Annotated in this window: 9 protein-coding genes; 4 read left to right on the forward strand and 5 right to left on the reverse strand. The window is 64.7% G+C overall.

Annotated elements, in window-relative coordinates:
• The first annotated feature begins 3 nt into the window (after positions 1 to 3).
• Positions 4 to 3,300: a glycoside hydrolase family 2 TIM barrel-domain containing protein gene (locus FPK30_RS04755; RefSeq protein ID WP_420809428.1), complete on the forward strand. Its 3,297-nt coding sequence runs from the start codon at positions 4 to 6 to the stop codon at positions 3,298 to 3,300.
• A gap of 19 nt (positions 3,301 to 3,319) precedes the next feature.
• On the opposite strand, the gene FPK30_RS04760 is transcribed toward FPK30_RS04755, so the two are convergent.
• Entirely contained in the window at positions 3,320 to 4,825 is a 1,506-nt protein-coding gene (locus FPK30_RS04760; RefSeq protein ID WP_144085506.1) for a xylulokinase, read from the reverse strand.
• A gap of 195 nt (positions 4,826 to 5,020) precedes the next feature.
• Here FPK30_RS04760 and FPK30_RS04765 point away from each other — a divergent pair, with 195 nt between their 5' ends.
• Positions 5,021 to 6,256 (forward strand): ROK family protein, encoded by a 1,236-nt coding sequence (locus FPK30_RS04765; protein ID WP_144085507.1) that lies wholly within the window; start codon positions 5,021 to 5,023, stop codon positions 6,254 to 6,256.
• A gap of 46 nt (positions 6,257 to 6,302) precedes the next feature.
• Here the strand turns inward: FPK30_RS04765 and FPK30_RS04770 are convergent, their stop codons facing one another.
• Both FPK30_RS04770 and FPK30_RS04775 read right to left on the reverse strand, forming a co-directional pair.
• Positions 6,303 to 6,839, reverse strand: a complete 537-nt coding sequence (locus FPK30_RS04770; RefSeq protein WP_144085508.1) for an NUDIX hydrolase — start codon at positions 6,837 to 6,839, stop codon at positions 6,303 to 6,305.
• A gap of 2 nt (positions 6,840 to 6,841) precedes the next feature.
• The gene (locus FPK30_RS04775; RefSeq protein WP_260804448.1) at positions 6,842 to 8,392 is read right to left on the reverse strand and encodes an aminopeptidase P family protein; all 1,551 of its coding nucleotides are present in this window, start codon (positions 8,390 to 8,392) and stop codon (positions 6,842 to 6,844) included.
• A gap of 206 nt (positions 8,393 to 8,598) precedes the next feature.
• Here FPK30_RS04775 and FPK30_RS04780 point away from each other — a divergent pair, with 206 nt between their 5' ends.
• Together FPK30_RS04780 and smc are read left to right on the forward strand one after the other, a co-directional pair.
• Complete coding sequence (locus FPK30_RS04780; protein WP_144085510.1) at positions 8,599 to 10,020, forward strand: bifunctional folylpolyglutamate synthase/dihydrofolate synthase; 1,422 nt, start codon at positions 8,599 to 8,601, stop codon at positions 10,018 to 10,020.
• Complete coding sequence (gene smc / locus FPK30_RS04785; protein ID WP_144085511.1) at positions 10,020 to 13,658, forward strand: chromosome segregation protein SMC; 3,639 nt, start codon at positions 10,020 to 10,022, stop codon at positions 13,656 to 13,658. Before FPK30_RS04780 ends, smc begins: the two co-directional genes overlap by 1 nt.
• Here the strand turns inward: smc and FPK30_RS04790 are convergent.
• Positions 13,591 to 14,334 (reverse strand): aspartate/glutamate racemase family protein, encoded by a 744-nt coding sequence (locus FPK30_RS04790; protein ID WP_144085512.1) that lies wholly within the window; start codon positions 14,332 to 14,334, stop codon positions 13,591 to 13,593. The two genes, smc and FPK30_RS04790, sit on opposite strands and share 68 nt — an antisense overlap.
• Positions 14,331 to 15,575 carry a carboxylate--amine ligase gene (locus FPK30_RS04795; RefSeq protein WP_144085513.1) on the reverse strand — a complete coding sequence of 415 codons (1,245 nt, stop codon included), beginning with the start codon at positions 15,573 to 15,575 and terminating at the stop codon, positions 14,331 to 14,333. The genes FPK30_RS04790 and FPK30_RS04795 overlap by 4 nt, the downstream gene beginning before the upstream one ends.
• Positions 15,576 to 15,605 lie beyond the last annotated feature (30 nt).

Raw genomic sequence — 15,605 nt, forward strand, 5'->3', positions numbered from 1 at the left:
CATGTGAGCGTAAACAGTCACGCCTGTGAAACGTCTGCTGCCATGGCCACCGAGGAGGATGGAATAGTCATGTTCATACCACGTTATTACGAGGATCCAGCCACGCTGCATGTGGGGACCGAGCCCAACCGTGCCTACTGCGTGCCAGCCGGCGCCCCCATGGACACGCGTGGCGATCTGCGCAGGCGCTCCGACCGGTACCTGGATCTGGATGGGGACTGGGATTTTCGCTATTACGCCAGCATCGACCAGCTGGATGCCGAGGTCCAGTCCGCCGTCGAGGCCGAGGATCCGGTTTTCTTCGAAGCCGACTACAGCCCTTCCAGGGATGCGGGCCGAGGGGCGTACCAGCCCATCCATGTACCAGGAGTCTGGCAGACCCAGGGCTATGACAGCCCCCAATACACCAACGTGCGCTACCCCTTCCCCTTCGATCCGCCCAGGGTGCCTGCCGACAATCCATGCGGCATCTATCTGCGCGCCTTCGACTACGAGCCCGAACCCTCAGCGCCCCGGGCCCTGCTCAATTTCGAGGGGGTGGATTCCTGCTTCTATCTCTGGGTCAATGGGGATCTGATCGGCTACAGCCAGGTCTCTCATGCCACCAGCGAATTCGACGTGACCGACCACCTGCAGCGAGGCCGCAACCAGCTGGCCGTCCTGGTGCTCAAGTGGTGCGATGGCAGCTATCTGGAGGATCAGGACAAGTTCCGCATGAGCGGCATCTTTCGCGATGTCTACATCCTGCGTCGCCCCAAGGCCCGTCTGCGCGACTGGTTCGTCCACACCAACCTCGATGAGGACATGAGCCATGCCAGTGTGACCCTGGATCTGGATCCGACTGGCGTATCGGGCCAGGACGATGCCGCTCTGGACATCCAGGCTCTGCTGACCGACCCCGATGGTGTGGAAGTGGCCCGGGCCGAGCTGACGGGTTGCAAGGAGCCCGCGCAGTTTGTCATGGAGGTTGGCCATCCTCGCCTCTGGAATGCCGAAGATCCCCAACTCTACCGGCTGACCTTGTCGACCAGGGCCAGCTCAACCGGCTCCGGCGACTCGGATGAGGTCGTCACCGAGTACATCGGCCTGCGCACCATCAGCGTGGACGGCCAGGTGGTCAAGGTCAACGGCAGCCCCATCAAGATCCACGGGGTCAACCGCCATGACGGGGATCCGCGCACCGGCTTCGCCATCGACCAGAAGCAGATCATGCGCGACCTGACCCTGATGAAGGAGCACAACGTCAACGCCATCCGCACCTCCCATTACCCCAACAGCCCCCAGTATTACGCTCTCTACGACCAGCTGGGCTTCTACCTGATCGCCGAGGCCGACCTGGAGGCCCATGGCATCGAGGCCCTCTACCATGGTCCGGACTGGAAGGAGCCCGATTACTGGAACGGCCGCATTGCCGACGAGCCGCTCTTTACCAAGGCCATTGTCGACCGGGTCCAGCGCAGTCTGGAGCGGGACAAGAACCACCCCTCCATCCTGATCTGGTCCATGGGCAACGAAAGCGGCTACGGCTGCGGCATCGAGGCGGCTCTGGCCTGGACCAAGTCCCGGGACCCCTCCCGTCTGACCCACTACGAGTCGGCCATCCACGGCTCGCCCCGTAAGGATCTGGACTATAGCAATCTGGACATCACTTCGCGGATGTATCCCTCCATCAAGCAAATCGAGGATTACTTCAGGCCGGAGGGCCCTCACGGCATCAGCAGCCACGGGGATGACGGAGACGGGGGCCGGAAGCCTTACTTCCTTTGCGAATACTGCCATGCCATGGGGCTGGGCCCAGGGGATCTGGAGGACTACTTTCGGGTCATTCAGGCTCATCCGGGGCTCCTGGGCGGCTGCATCTGGGAGTGGGCCGACCATGCCATCGACCAGGGCAGGGATCGCAAGGGCCGTCGGATCTATGCCTATGGGGGAGACTATGGCGAGTACCCCCATGATGCCAACTTCTGCATGGATGGCCTGGTCTATCCCGACCGGCGGCCCCACACTGGACTCAGGGAGTTCAAGAACGTCTTCCGTCCGGCCCGCCTGGTCAGCTACGATCCCCAGACCCGGCTGCTCACCTTGCATAACTATTTGGACTTCACCTTCCTGGACGAACATCTCAGCCTGAAGTGGACCCTTCTATGTGATGGGGAGCCTGTGGCTTCCGGGACGCCGGAGCTCGACCGGGGGACCGGCCTGCATATCGCCCCTCATGCTGAAGGCACCGTGGGTCTGCCGCCCATGGATCCACCCGAGCATGGCCGTCTGACCCTGCTGGTGGAGTACGTCTTGGCCAAGGCCGATCCGGCGCTTCCCCAAGGGCATCCGCTGGGCTTCGATCAGCTGGAAGCCGCGGACATGGGAATGCCTGAACGTCCTAATGGCGTGGCCAGGGTCATCCGTGCCGATCCCGGCAGCGGAGCACGGGGCGCCCACCGGCCGGTGGTCAGGCGGACTGATGCCCGCTTCGACGTGGAGGGGGCCGACTGGCGCTACGTCTTCAACCGCCGTACCGGCATGGTGGAATCCATGAGCGTCGACAACCGTGCCCTGCTGACCGCCCCTGTGGAGGTCAACCTCTGGCGGGCGCCCACTGACAACGATGCCACCATCAAGGAGGAATGGCGCAAGGCCGAATACGACCGGGCTGGCACCAGGGCCCTCTCCTGCCAGCTGCAGACCGATCAGGAACGGGGGTTGACCACAATCAAGACCGAACTGTCCCTGGTGGCCCCCTTCATTCAGCCCATGGGCAGCATCAACGCCACCTGGACCCTGAGCGACCAGGGTGGACTGGACCTGAAGATGGAGCTGCATCGGGATCCCGAGTTCCCCTATCTGCCCAGGTTCGGTCTACGGCTCTTCCTGCCCAAGAGCCTGCAGCGGGTCACCTACTGCGGCTATGGGCCCTACGAGAGCTACCGGGACATGCACCGCGCCAGCCACTATGGCGTTTTCCATGACACCGCATCAGGCATGGTCGAGCACTACCTGCGGCCCCAGGAGAACGGCTCCCATTATGGCTGCGACTACGTCCTGGTGGAGGATGACCGCTCCCTGCTGCAGGCGGCGGGGGATGGGCCCATCAGCTTCAACTGCTCACCGTATACGCAGGAGGAGCTGGCCGCCAAGGGGCACGACCATGAGCTGGAGGAATGCGGATCGACCGTGCTCTGTCTGGACTATGCCACAAGCGGCATAGGCTCCAACAGCTGCGGACCGGAGCTGGATCCCGCCTACCGCCTGGATGAAACCGATCTGGTCTTCGGACTGCATCTGCGGGTCCGCTCCAAGTGACCCTGGCTGGCGGGGCCCCTCATCCCCGCCAGCGCAGGTACTGCTGGTAGACCTGCTCGCAGGGGGCTCCCGTCAGGGTGGTCTCGATGTCCACCGGCCAGGCGGGGGGCTCCTCTTCCCCAGTCAGAGTCCAGGCCGCTTGGCGGGCAGCACCGATGGCCACATACTCGTCCGGCCGGGGCAGCTGCACATCCATGCCCAGAATCCCAGGTGCGTAGGCTCTGACCGCTGGGGACTTGGCGCCGCCGCCGACCAGAAGGATCCTGGAGACCGTGGTGCCCAGCCGTTTCAGCAGCTCCAGGCAGTCACGCTGGGAGCAGAGCAGGCCCTCCACGAATGCTCGGGCCAGGTTGGTGCGCATGGTGTTGGCCAGGGTCAGTCCCTCCAGCCTGGCGTGGGCGTCAGGGCGGTTCGGGGTGCGCTCGCCGTCGAAGTAGGGGATCAGGGTGATGCCCTCGGCTCCTGGTGAGGACTGCTCTGCCAGATTGGCCAGACCGTCGTAATCCGTCCCCAGGGCGGCCAGGCCCGCGTCCAGGATGCGTGATGCGTTGATGGTGCAGGCCAGAGGGAGCCAGTGGCCGGTGGCATCGGCGAATCCGGTGACCGAGGCGCTCATGTCATAGGCGGGGACCGGGCTGACCGCTGCAGCGACCCCCGAGGTTCCCAGGGAGATGGAGACGTCGCCCACCTGCATGGCCAGGCCCAGGGCCGTCATGGCGTTGTCGCCACCGCCCGGTGCGATGATGCAGCCGCCGGGCACGTCCCTGCCGGCGATGCGGGGGTCGGCCTTGGCTCCGACCTGGTGAGGGCCAAGAACCTTAGGCAGGATGACCTGTTCGGCCATCCCGTCGGGCAGGGCCATGGCCAGCAGGTCACGCCGGTAGCTGTCGGCGGCAGGGTCGTAGTAGCCGGTGCCTGAGGCATCAGAGCGATCGGTGAAGAGATCCTCCAGCCCGGGTTCGGTCCCCGGGTCGGCTGCGGGCCCATGACCGGCGATGACCCAGCTCAGCCAGTCATGGGGGAGGCATATGGCCGCGATGGCCTTGGCATGATCCGGCTCCATCCGGCTGACCCAGGCCACCTTGGTGATGGTCAGCGAGGCTACCGGGGAGGATCCCACAGCCCGTACCCAAGCTTGCTTGCCCTGCATGGCCAGGTCCGGGTCCGGGTCTTTGTTTGGCCCGCCGGTTTCGGACTTGGCGAGCCGGATGATGAGATCGTCGGCATCAGGAGCCGAACGCGTATCGTTCCAGAGCAAGGCATCCCTGATTACTCGCCCTTGGCGATCCAGCAATACCATGCCGTGCTGCTGGCCACCCACGCTGAGGGCCGAGACATCGTCCAATCCGCCCGCCTGGGCTGAAGCCTCCTGAAATGTCTTCCACCAGGCCATGGGATCGACGCTGGTGCCTGCCGGATGAGGGGCCTTGCCGAAGCGGACCAGCCGACCGGTCCGGGCTTCGGTCACCCTCACCTTGCAGGACTGGGTCGAAGTGTCCACTCCGGCCACCAGGATCTCATTCATGTCAGCCTCCTTGCTTTCTCCACTCCGGTCATTGGAATACTCCATAATAGTATCTCAATTATTAAATCGATAAACTAAATGACCTTGGTCTGAGTGACCCTTATTTGTTTACCTGCCGTTAGGCTGGAACGTAAGATGTTGAAGAAGGCCCAGGATTCTGCGGGCCTGTGTTCCTTCATGAAAGGTTATTGAACCGTGACTGCCCTGCGCTCTATCAATCAGGATGATCTGAGGAACCACAACCTCTCGGTCATCATCGACACCATTCTGAGGTCGCCTACCTCGCTGAGCAGAGCGGATCTGGCCAAGGCCACCGGGCTGACCAAGGCTACTATGTCGCTCCTGGCAGGGCTTCTGATCCGGAATCGGGTGGTGCGCGAGGAGGAGCCTGAGACTTCGCAGAGCAGCCATGGCCGACCCAGCACCCCGTTGTCCATCGCGCACGGACGGTGGGCCGGTCTGGGCCTGCAGATCAACACCGATGGCTACGGGTGTCTGGCCATGGATCTGGATGGGACCCTGATCGATTCGGCCTGGATCAAGGACGATATGCATGAGGCGGAACCCGATCTGGTCTTTGCCAACCTGGAAAAGCTGGCCAAGCCCATCGAACGCAAGCTGTCCCGTCGGCACTACCGCACAGTGGGTTCGGGCCTGGCCCTGCCCGGCCTGGTCGGTGGCGACACCACCCTGCTCATGGCCCGCAACCTGGGATGGGAACGTCTGGATCTGCAGGAATTTCCCCTGGTCCGTCGACTAGCTCCCAGAGTGGGCAATGAGGCGCGTCTGGCAGCCCTTGCACAGATTCCCGGCTACGCTGCCCAGCGTCCTGCGGGCGGAGATGAGGGGCCACTTTCGCCCACCGACTCCTTTATTTACATTTCCACTGACATCGGTATCGGCGGGGCTGTGGTGCGTCGCGGGGCCGTCGAGACCGGAGACCATGGGTTCGCTGGTGAATTGGGGCATGCCTCGGTGGATCTGAACGGCCCAACCTGCCGTTGCGGCCGCCGTGGGTGCCTGGAGACCTACGCCGGGCGTAGGGCTCTGGTTGAGGCGGCTGACATCGCCACCGGAGCCGAGGCGGTCACACCCCAGGCCATGGAGGAGCTCTACCAGCGCTGGCAGCAGGGCGATGCTAAAGCGGTAGACGCCATCGACCGCGGGCTCGATGCCATGATCTCGGTCATCGCCTCAGCCATCAATATTGTCGACGTGGATACGGTCATTCTGGGGGGATTCTGGTCGCACTTCGGGGGGAACCTGGCCCAGCGTCTGCAGGATCGGCTCAATCAGCTGACCCTGGGCCGGGATGCCGTGGACATTCGCGTGCTCATCCCCACCCAGGCCGACTATCCGGCCCTCAAGGGGGCGGCCCTGGTAGGCCTGCGCCGATTCATCGATGATCCGCTGGATTTCTTCGAGGACTGAGCCTTTAAAGACTGAGCCGTCCAAGGGCCCAATGGTCAATTTGAGACTAGTCGGGATTTGCGGGCAGCTCCCTGCCGCCAACCTTGAAGAAGGCGTGGGCATCTCCGCCATGCAGGCGTTCCAGATAGGTTCGGGCTCGGGCCATGCGTTTCACAGTGGTCTGGGCCAGCGGAGAGGGGAGTTGATCGGGGTCGAACCAGCCGACTGACAGGCTCTCCTCGTCACCCACAAAGGGGTCGGTGTTGCCGCTGGGGTCAGGCCGACAGATGAACAGATGATCCATATACATGGTCCGGTCCCCGTTGGCATAGGTGATCACCTCTTGGGAGGATGTGACTGCCGCCAGGTCGGTGACGATCACATCCACCCCGGTCTCCTCCTTGACCTCGCGGACCACGGTGTCAGCCGGATCCTCGCCCGGTTCGTTGATCCCGTAGACCAGGGCCCACTGGCCAGTGTCGGAGCGCCGGCCCAGCAGGACCCGGCCCTGGTCGTCGGTGACGAAGGCCGTTACGCCGTTCAGCCAGAGCAGGTCATGGCCTATGGACCGGCGCAGTTTGAGCACGAAGTCAGGTGTGGGCATAGTCAGTCCCGGTCCGGGTCGGCCAGCGCAGCCCGCTGCGCCATCCAGGCCTCCACCTCTTCCACCGTCTTGGGGATGCCTGCAGACAGCCACTGGGGTCCATGCTCGGTCATGAGCACGTCGTCCTCTACGCGCACGCCGATGCCGCGGAACTCCGGAGGCACCAGCAGGTCGTTCTCCTTGAAGTAGAGTCCGGGCTCGATGGTGAAGATCATTCCAGGGGTGATGGGCGCGCCCTGGTAGGACTCGTACCTGGCCTCCGCACAGTCATGCACGTCCAGACCCAGATGGTGGGCGCAGCCGCAGGCGTGCCAGCGGCGATGCTGCTGACCCTGGGGAGAGAGGGACTCTTCCACGCTGACCTTGAGGATGCCCCACTCGTGCAGTGTTTCGGCCAGCACCCGCATGACGGCATGGTGGATGTCCGAGTAGGTGGCTCCGGGCTTGGCCGCTTCGAAGCCGGCCTGCTGGGCCTTGAGCACGGTCTGGTAGATCCGCTTCTGCAGGGGGCTGAAGGTGCCGCCTACGGGGAAGGTGCGGGTGATGTCGGCCGTGTAGAGGCTGTTGACCTCCACGCCGGCGTCAATCAGGAGCAGGTCGCCCTTCTGGACTGTCCCGTCGTTGCGCATCCAGTGCAGGATAGGGGCATGCTTGCCCGAAGCGATGATGGACCCATAGCCCACGTCGTTGCCCTTCTCGCGGGCGTTGGCGTTGAAGACGCCCTCCAGCATCCGCTCGGAACGGGGCTTGCCTACCACCTGGGGCAGGTGGGTCAGAACCCGGTCGAACCCGTCCTTGGTGGCAGCGATGGCCTTGCGCATCTCGCTGACCTCGTAGTCGTCCTTGATCATGCGGGCCTCGGAGGTGAACTCCTCGAGCTTGTCGTCGGCCTCCTCATTACGGTCAGGGCCGCCGATGCCATTGGCCTTGCGGGCGGCTTCCACCTGGTTCAGGACCTCCTGGTCGGCAGTGCGGATCACTCGCAGCTTGACCGCTCCCTGATCAGGTCCCAGATCCTTGGCGATGGCATCGGGGAAGGTGGCGATGTCCTTGGTGGGGATGCCAGTCATGATGGCCAGTTCCCGCAGTCCGGCCCGGGGACCCACCCAGTACTCCCCGTACTGTGAGGAACGGTAGTAGTCACGGGTGGACTGATCGGCCCGGGGATGGACGAAGAGTTCGGGGGTATGGGTCAGGCCCTTGGCGGCCTCAGGACTCTCGGGGTCCACCGGGTCCAGGACCAGGATGGCCCCGGGTTCGTAGTCCTCGCCCAGGCCCGTGTAGTAGGCAAAGGTGGTGTCTGGGCGGAAGGCGTAGTCGTTGTCATTGTTTCGGGTCTTGTAGGATCCGGCAGGGATGACCAGTCGTTCGCCAGGGAAACGCTGACCCAGTTCACGCAGGCGGCGCTCAGTATATTTGCTGGACTCCAGCGGCTCGATCTGAGGCTCCTGGGCCTGCCATCCGGTGGTCATGAACTTCTGGAAGGCGGGGGAGTTGGGACGCAGGGTGCGATTGTTCACCCGGTCTTCCATGTTCTGCTCATCCAGGTCCACATTCTTGGGATCGGTGTCTCCTTGTAGATGCTCCTGTGCGGATGCGGTCACGTCCAGCCTCCTTGAAATTCCGGTTATGACTATGTTGGTTCCATGGTAGTGCGTTCGGCCGATGTGACAGTCGGCTGATCCGGCCCTCAATCGGGGTCGGTCGCGCATAGAATGGGCGGGAAGCATCCACAGCCAGCAGGAGGCGAAGGCAGACTATGTCATTCGAACACCCCAACAGCAAGGGTCAGGACATTCGCGATGTCGAGCGGGCCATCATGTCGCGTCCCGCCGAGCATGACAGCCCCAACCTGGACCTGGACAGGATGGGGATGATGCTGGACCTGCTGGGCCACCCCGAGCACAGCTTCCGGGTCATCCATGTCACCGGGACCAACGGCAAGGGGTCCACTGCGCGGATGGCCGAGGCTCTGGTGCGGGCCTACGGTCTGCGCACTGGGCTCTACACCTCGCCCCACCTGGAGCGGATCAATGAGCGGATCGCCATCGACGGCCAGGAGCTCTCGGACGAGGACTTTGTGGACCTCTACCAGCAGATCGAGGATTTCATCGCCATGGTGGACGACCGCTTCGCCCAGCAGGGCAGGGCCCCGATGAGCTTTTTCGAGGTCCTGACCGCCATGGCCGTCTGGGCCTTCGCCGACGCCCCCGTGGACGTGGCCATCGTCGAGGTGGGGATGGGCGGCCGCTGGGATGCCACCAACGTCCTCGATGGCGACGCTGCCATCATCGGTCCGGTGGACATGGACCATATGCAGTGGCTAGGGGATACGGTCGAGCAGATAGCAGGGGAGAAGGCCGGGATCATCAAGCCCAAGTCCACGGTCATCGTCGGCGCCCAGCCTCATGAGGAGGCCGTCATGCCCATCATCGAGCAGGCCGTGCGCCAGCAGGGCGCCCCCACCCTTTTAAGGGATGGCAACGAGCTGGAGGTGGTCTCCCGCATGCCCGCAGTGGGCGGCCAGGTGGCTACGCTGCGCACGCCGCAGGGTCTCTACAAGGATGTGCCCATCGATAAGTTCGGGGAGCACCAGGCTCACAACGCCCTGGCGGCCCTGGCAGCGGCTGAGACGGTCATCCCCGTCAACGGGGCCCTGGACCAGGATCTGGTGGCCGAGGCCTTGAGCCAGGTGCGCATCCCCGGACGGATCGAGCAGGTGCGCACCTCGCCCACCATCATCATCGATGGCGGGCACAACCTGAACGCGGCCCAGTCCCTGCGTGCGGCCATCGAGGAGAACTACGACTTCAAGCAGCTGGTGGGCGTGATCTCCATGATGGCCGACAAACAGGTGGAGGATTATCTGGGCCTGCTGGAGCCCGTGCTGGACAGCGTCGTGGTCACCGAGAACTCCTGGAAGGGCCGAGTCATGCCGGCCGAGGATCTGGAACGGGTTGCGGTGCGGGTCTTCGGACCTGACAGGGTGGTCAGGCGCGACCGGATGCCCGATGCTATCCAGACGGCCGTCGACATGGTCGACAGCGAGGACCAGACCGGGGTGGGCTACGGCCGGGGAGTGCTGATCTGCGGCAGCTTCGTCACCGCCGGCGACGCCCGCACCCTGCTGGCCGAGCGTCCCAATCCCGATCTGGCCAAACCTAAGGCGGAGCGCGCCTGATGTACCTCAAGGAGCTGACCCTCAAGGGCTTCAAGTCCTTCGCCTCGGCCACCACCCTGCGCTTCGAGCCGGGCATCACCGCCGTGGTGGGCCCCAACGGATCAGGCAAATCCAACATCGTCGACGCCCTGGCCTGGGTCATGGGCGAGCAGGGAGCCAAGAGCCTGCGCGGCGGATCCATGGAGGACGTGATCTTCGCCGGCACCTCCTCCAGGCCGCCACTGGGCCGTGCTCAGGTCACCCTGACCATCGACAACACTGATCGGACCTTGGACATCGACTACACCGAGGTGACCATCAGCCGGACCATCTACCGCAACGGGGGGTCCGAATACGCCATCAACGGGTCCGACTGCCGCCTGCTGGACATTCAGGAGCTGCTCAGCGACACCGGGCTGGGCCAGCAGATGCACGTGATCGTCGGCCAGGGACGGCTGGATGCCATCCTGCGGGCTGATCCGGCCGGCCATCGTGCCTTCATCGAGGAGGCGGCCGGCATCCTCAAGCATCGCAAGCGCAAGGAGCGGGCCCTGCACAAGCTGGCCAACACCGAGGCCAACCTGTCCCGCCTGGATGACCTGATCGGCGAGATTCATCGGCAGTTGGGGCCGCTGGGCCGCCAGGCCAAGGTCTCCCGCCGGGCCGACATGATCCAGGTCAGCCTGCGGGATGCCCAGGCGCGCATCCATGCCGACGACGCCCTGACCTCGCAGAAGAAGCTGCAGGATCTGCGCTCGCGGATGTCCCAGACCCGGGGGCTACTGGCCAGCGGGCAGGAGGATCTGACCAGGGTCAAGCTCCGCATCGAACAGCTGGAGGGGTTGGACCGACAGTCCAGCCCGGCCCTGGAGGCGGTCAACCAGCAGTGGAACGACCTGACCAAGCTGGGTGAGCGCGCCGGGTCCTTGGCATCCTTGGCCAGGGAGCGGGGCCGTTCGCTGGAGGCTGGCATGGTGGCCGACCAGGGGCAGGATCCCGCGGTGCTCAGGCGGCGAGCCGAGGAACTCAAGGGCCAGGCTGACCAGGAGGAGGGCCAGGTCGGCGCCGACCGGATCGCCCTGGATGGCTGTGTCCAAGCCCGTGCGGATCTGGAGCGGCGGCTGGCCGCCCACCGGCAGACCATGACCGAACTACGGCAGGCGGCCAGAAAGCGGCAGGCTCGGCTGGGCGACCTGGCGCAGTTGGTGGCCAAGGAGGACTCGGCCCTGGAACTTTCCAGGCAGCGCGAGCGTGACCTGACCCGTCAGCAGGATCAGGTCAAGGAGAGCCTTGAACGAGCCAGGAGCCGGGTGCGGGACTTGGACAGCCAGGAGGAAGGTCCCGACCAGGATGGCAGACTGGCGCTGGACCAGGCAGGTCAGGTCAGGGACCAGGCCCGCAGCAGGCTCAACGACCTCCAGGAGCGCGAACGTCGAATCCAGTCCGATGCCATATCGGCTCAGGCCAAGGTCGATGCCCTGGCGGACACGCTGGACCATCGCGGCGCCGGCGAGGCCTTGTCCCAGGCGGGGGATCCGGCCCTGCTGGGTGTACTGACCGACTTCGTCCGAGTGGAGGAGGGTTGGGAGGAGCCCCTGGCCCAGGCCCTGCACGACTATGCCTCGGCCCTGGTGGCCAAGGATGGCCAGGCGGTTGACCAGACCCTGGAGCGGGCCCGCCGAGACCGTCTGGGACGCGCCGCGCTGATCTCGGCATCAGGCCCACTCAAGGGCACCGATGTAAAGCCAGGTGATGGCCCCTGGCGGTCGGCCGCCGACCTGGTGGCCCTGCGCGAGCATCCTTCCGACTCCGACCGGGCCCAGGGGGTGCTGGCGGCTGTCCGCAGTCTGCTGGCCTCTACAGCTGCAGTCGATGACGCCGATCAGGCCCGCCGTGCCTTGGAGGACGGATGGCAGCAGGCGCTGACCCGCCTGGGCGACCTCTACGACCGGGTAGGTGCTGTGGGCGGATCAGCCCCGGCCACCAGCGACCTGGCGCTGACTGCGCGCAGGGATAAGGCCCTGGCGCAGGTGGAGACCCTCCAGGAGGAGTCCCGGACTTTGCAGCCGCAGATGGATGCGGCCCGTGCCAGCCTTGAGCAGGCTGAGCAGCGGCTGCAGGAGGCGCGCAACCAGTGCACCGAAGCCCGGGTCAAGGCCGAGCAGGCTGCCCGGGAGCTGGCAGCAGCCCGCAAGGAATCCGATCGAGCCCAGGCCGGGGTCAAGGATCTGGAGGACCGGCTGGCCCAGGTGCGCGACCAGGTGCGGACCCACGAACTCAAACTGGAAGACCTGAAAGCCGGCCTGGCCCGTGCCCAGGAGGACGGGGGGACTGATCCTGATGACCCGGAGGGCATGGAAGACCGGCAGCATGAATTGGAGACAGCCCTGGACCAGGCCCGCACCGCCGAGATGGAGGCCAAGCTGACCTGGACCGAGAGCGACCGGCGGCACGCCTCTCTGCTGCGTCAGATCGATTTGCTGCGGGATCAGGCCGACCAGGCCGAACGCCGTCGTCAGCGAATAAGCGAGGAGAACCGTCGCCGCAAGGCTGGCATGGCCTCCCTGGGGCTGATCGCGCTCAGGGCCGACCTGCTGGCCCAGCTGATCAAGAAACGGATGGAGCATGCGGCCCGCCGCCGGGATCAGCTCAGGGCCAAGGCCTCGGCCCACGACAAGGAGCTGACCGATCTGCGGGCCAGCAGGGATGCCCTGGAACCCAAGGTGGCCGGTCTGCGCCAGGATGAGCACGGTCTGGATCTGGAGCGGGAGCGCCTGGCCGGCGAGGACGGCCGTCTGCGCCAGCGCATCCAGGATGATCTGGGCATGGAGCCTGAGGAGCTGATCCGCGAATACGGCCCCGACTGTCCGGTGCCCGTTCTGGATGACGAGGGCAATCCTGTGCCCCTGGACCAGGAAGCGACGGAGGAAGACGGGGATTCATCAGCTTTCAAAACAGTGCCCTACCAGCGCAGGGAGCAGGAGAAGCGGCTGGCCAAGGCCAAGCGGGACCTGGCTGCCCTGGGCAAGGTCAACCCACTGGCCACCGAGGAATACGAGGCCCTGGAGTCCCGCAACCGCTACCTGCACGAGCAGCGTCAGGATGTGATCGGGTCCCGGGACGATCTGATGGCCCTGGTCAAGGATCTTGATTCGACCATGGTCACGGTCTTCAAGGAGGCCTTCGACGACACTGCCCAGGCCTTCGAACGCATCTTCGCCACCCTCTTCCCAGGCGGGCGCGGGCGGCTGCGGCTGGAGGATCCGGACGATCTGCTGACCACCGGCGTTCTGGTCGAGGCCAGCCCGGCCGGCAAGAAGGTCCGCCGGCTCTCCCTGCTCTCGGGCGGGGAGCGGTCGCTGACGGCCCTGGCCCTGCTCTTGGCCATTTTCACGGCCCGGCCCAGTCCCTTCTATGTCATGGACGAGGTCGAGGCCGCCCTGGATGACGTGAACCTGACCAGGCTGCTCAAGGCCTTTGAGCAATTGCGCGAGCATGCCCAGCTGATCATCATCACCCACCAGCAGCGGACCATGGGCATCGCCGATGCCCTCTACGGGGTCACCATGCGGGGGGACGGGGTGACGGCCGTCATCTCCCAGCGGCTGAAGGATCCGAATCGTTCCGGTCGCGAAGAGCGCGAGCCCGAGCAAGGGTGACCTCTGCCAGAACGGCCTGGGAGTCCACAATGGGCAGCTGTGGCATGGGGTAGGCCTCGTTGAGCACGGAGAGCTCGGTGCAGCCCAGCAGGACCGAGTCGCAGTGGTAGTCCTTCAGGAAGGCGTTGAGAACGCCCAGGTAGCGGTCCCGGTCCAGTCGCCCTTCCTTGACATCGTCGTAGATCAGCGCGCTGACCCGGTTCTGCAGGGCCTGGTCCGGGTCCACCAGCTGGTAGCCGGCGCTGTCGGCCGGGCCCTGGTAGATGGCGGCATGGCGGGACCCCTCAGTGCCCATGTACCCCATGCGAGGATGGGTTTTCGCCGGATAGTGCCGGTCGGCCCAGTCGATGGTGGCCTGGGGCATGTCCAGGATGGGCACCGGTGTCAGGGCCTGAAGCCTGGGCAGAATCTGATGGGCGGTGTTGCAGGCCATGACCATGAATGAGGCGCCCATGGCTGTGGCCTGGCGCACGTCCTCGGCCAGATAGGGGAAGGGATCATCCTTGCTGCGGCCCAGGATGAACTCGGTGCGGTCCGGGACGGTGGCGTGGTTGAAGACCACATAGTCCAGAAAGTCCTGGTCCCGGTGCGCCCCGGTCATCCGGTCCAGCACACGTACGAAGCTTTCGGTGGCCAGGGTGCCCATGCCGCCCAGGACGACGAAGAAGTTCCTCATGCCAGCTCCCCCTTGTCGCGGAAGTAGCGCCGGTAACGGCGCCGGTAGATGGCGAACATGTGTCGGATCATCAGCCAGCGCAGCAGGCTGCGGTCCTTGTTGTACTCCAGAGTGGTGCCCCAGTCCCCGCGTCGGATCATGGCCATGGCCTGGCGCTTGTCCTCGGAATCGGCGCAGTATGTGCGGAAGATGTCCCTGGGAATCTCCATCCAGAGGCGATGCCCCCGGCCGAAGACGGTGCGTCCGTTGAAGGGGGTGTCCAGGACCAGGTCCTCCACGAAGCAGCGGGCCAGGTTGAAGCCGTTCAGGGTGACCACGTAGCTGCTGCGGCCCTGGCGCAGATTGATTTCGAAGAGCTTGTAGACGCCGTCGCGCGGATCGTACTTCATGTCGAAGTTGGCCACTCCGCTGTAGTTGATGTCCTCCAGGAAGGCCTTGATCCGGTCGAAGATGTCCTGGTTGTAGTCGGGCATAATGGCTGCGTAGTTGCCCACGGCCTCGGGGGTGGGGTCCTCCAGCAGTGGGTGCCCCAGGAACATCATGCGCACCCGGTGGTGGCGGTCCACATAGGCATTGAGCACCCGCATGTGGTCGTCGCCCCCAGGCACGAAGTCCTGGATGACCATCTGCGAGGTGTACCCGGCCTGGTAGGACCTGCGGATCATGGTGTCCAGCTCCTCCGGGTTGCTGAAGATGAAGGCCTTCTTCCTGCCAGGGAAGTCGATGCCCAGCCATTCGTCGCTGTCGGCCGGCTTCATGGCCACCGGGTAGTCGAAGGGCAGGTTCCGGTGGCGGCCGGCTTTCACATCATCGGCATTCACTGAAACGGTCTTTGGGTGGGGCAGGTCATAGCGGTCGCAGAGCTCATAGAAGGAGGATTTGAGCGAGAGGGCGCGGTTGAGCTTGGCATCGATGGCGTTGAAGACAAACCGCTCGCGCAGGGGATCACCGAACTCGTCCAACAGGTTGGCATAGGTGTCCCCGCAGGGCAACAGGAGCAGGGTGACGTCTGGGTGGTCCCTGTGATAGGCATCGGCCCAGTCGTTCAGAGCCGGCACAAAGACCTGGGAATTGGTGAAATCCGGCACCAGGTGCACGTCGATGATCCTGCTGTACTTGGTGGGGGAGAGCTGCTGGTGGGCGAAGGCGGTGGAGACCAGTCCATAGGCCTCATGAAAGGCGCGCGCCATGCCGTAGGCGTTGATGTCGCTGCCCAGTATGACCGGTTGGAATTCTTGCATCTGTATGAAACCACCTACTATATGCTCGTG

The sequence above is a fragment of the Bifidobacterium apousia genome, from assembly GCF_007559275.1.
Classification (GTDB): Bacteria; Actinomycetota; Actinomycetes; order Actinomycetales; family Bifidobacteriaceae; genus Bombiscardovia; species Bombiscardovia apousia.

Coding starts and splice junctions, on each gene's coding strand:
- FPK30_RS04780 (WP_144085510.1), top strand. CDS start 8,599: ATGTCATTCGAACACCCCAACAGCAAGGGTCAGGACATTCGCGATGTC.
- FPK30_RS04795 (WP_144085513.1), bottom strand. CDS start 15,575: ATGCAAGAATTCCAACCGGTCATACTGGGCAGCGACATCAACGCCTAC.
- FPK30_RS04770 (WP_144085508.1), bottom strand. CDS start 6,839: ATGCCCACACCTGACTTCGTGCTCAAACTGCGCCGGTCCATAGGCCAT.
- smc (WP_144085511.1), top strand. CDS start 10,020: ATGTACCTCAAGGAGCTGACCCTCAAGGGCTTCAAGTCCTTCGCCTCG.
- FPK30_RS04760 (WP_144085506.1), bottom strand. CDS start 4,825: ATGAATGAGATCCTGGTGGCCGGAGTGGACACTTCGACCCAGTCCTGC.
- FPK30_RS04790 (WP_144085512.1), bottom strand. CDS start 14,334: ATGAGGAACTTCTTCGTCGTCCTGGGCGGCATGGGCACCCTGGCCACC.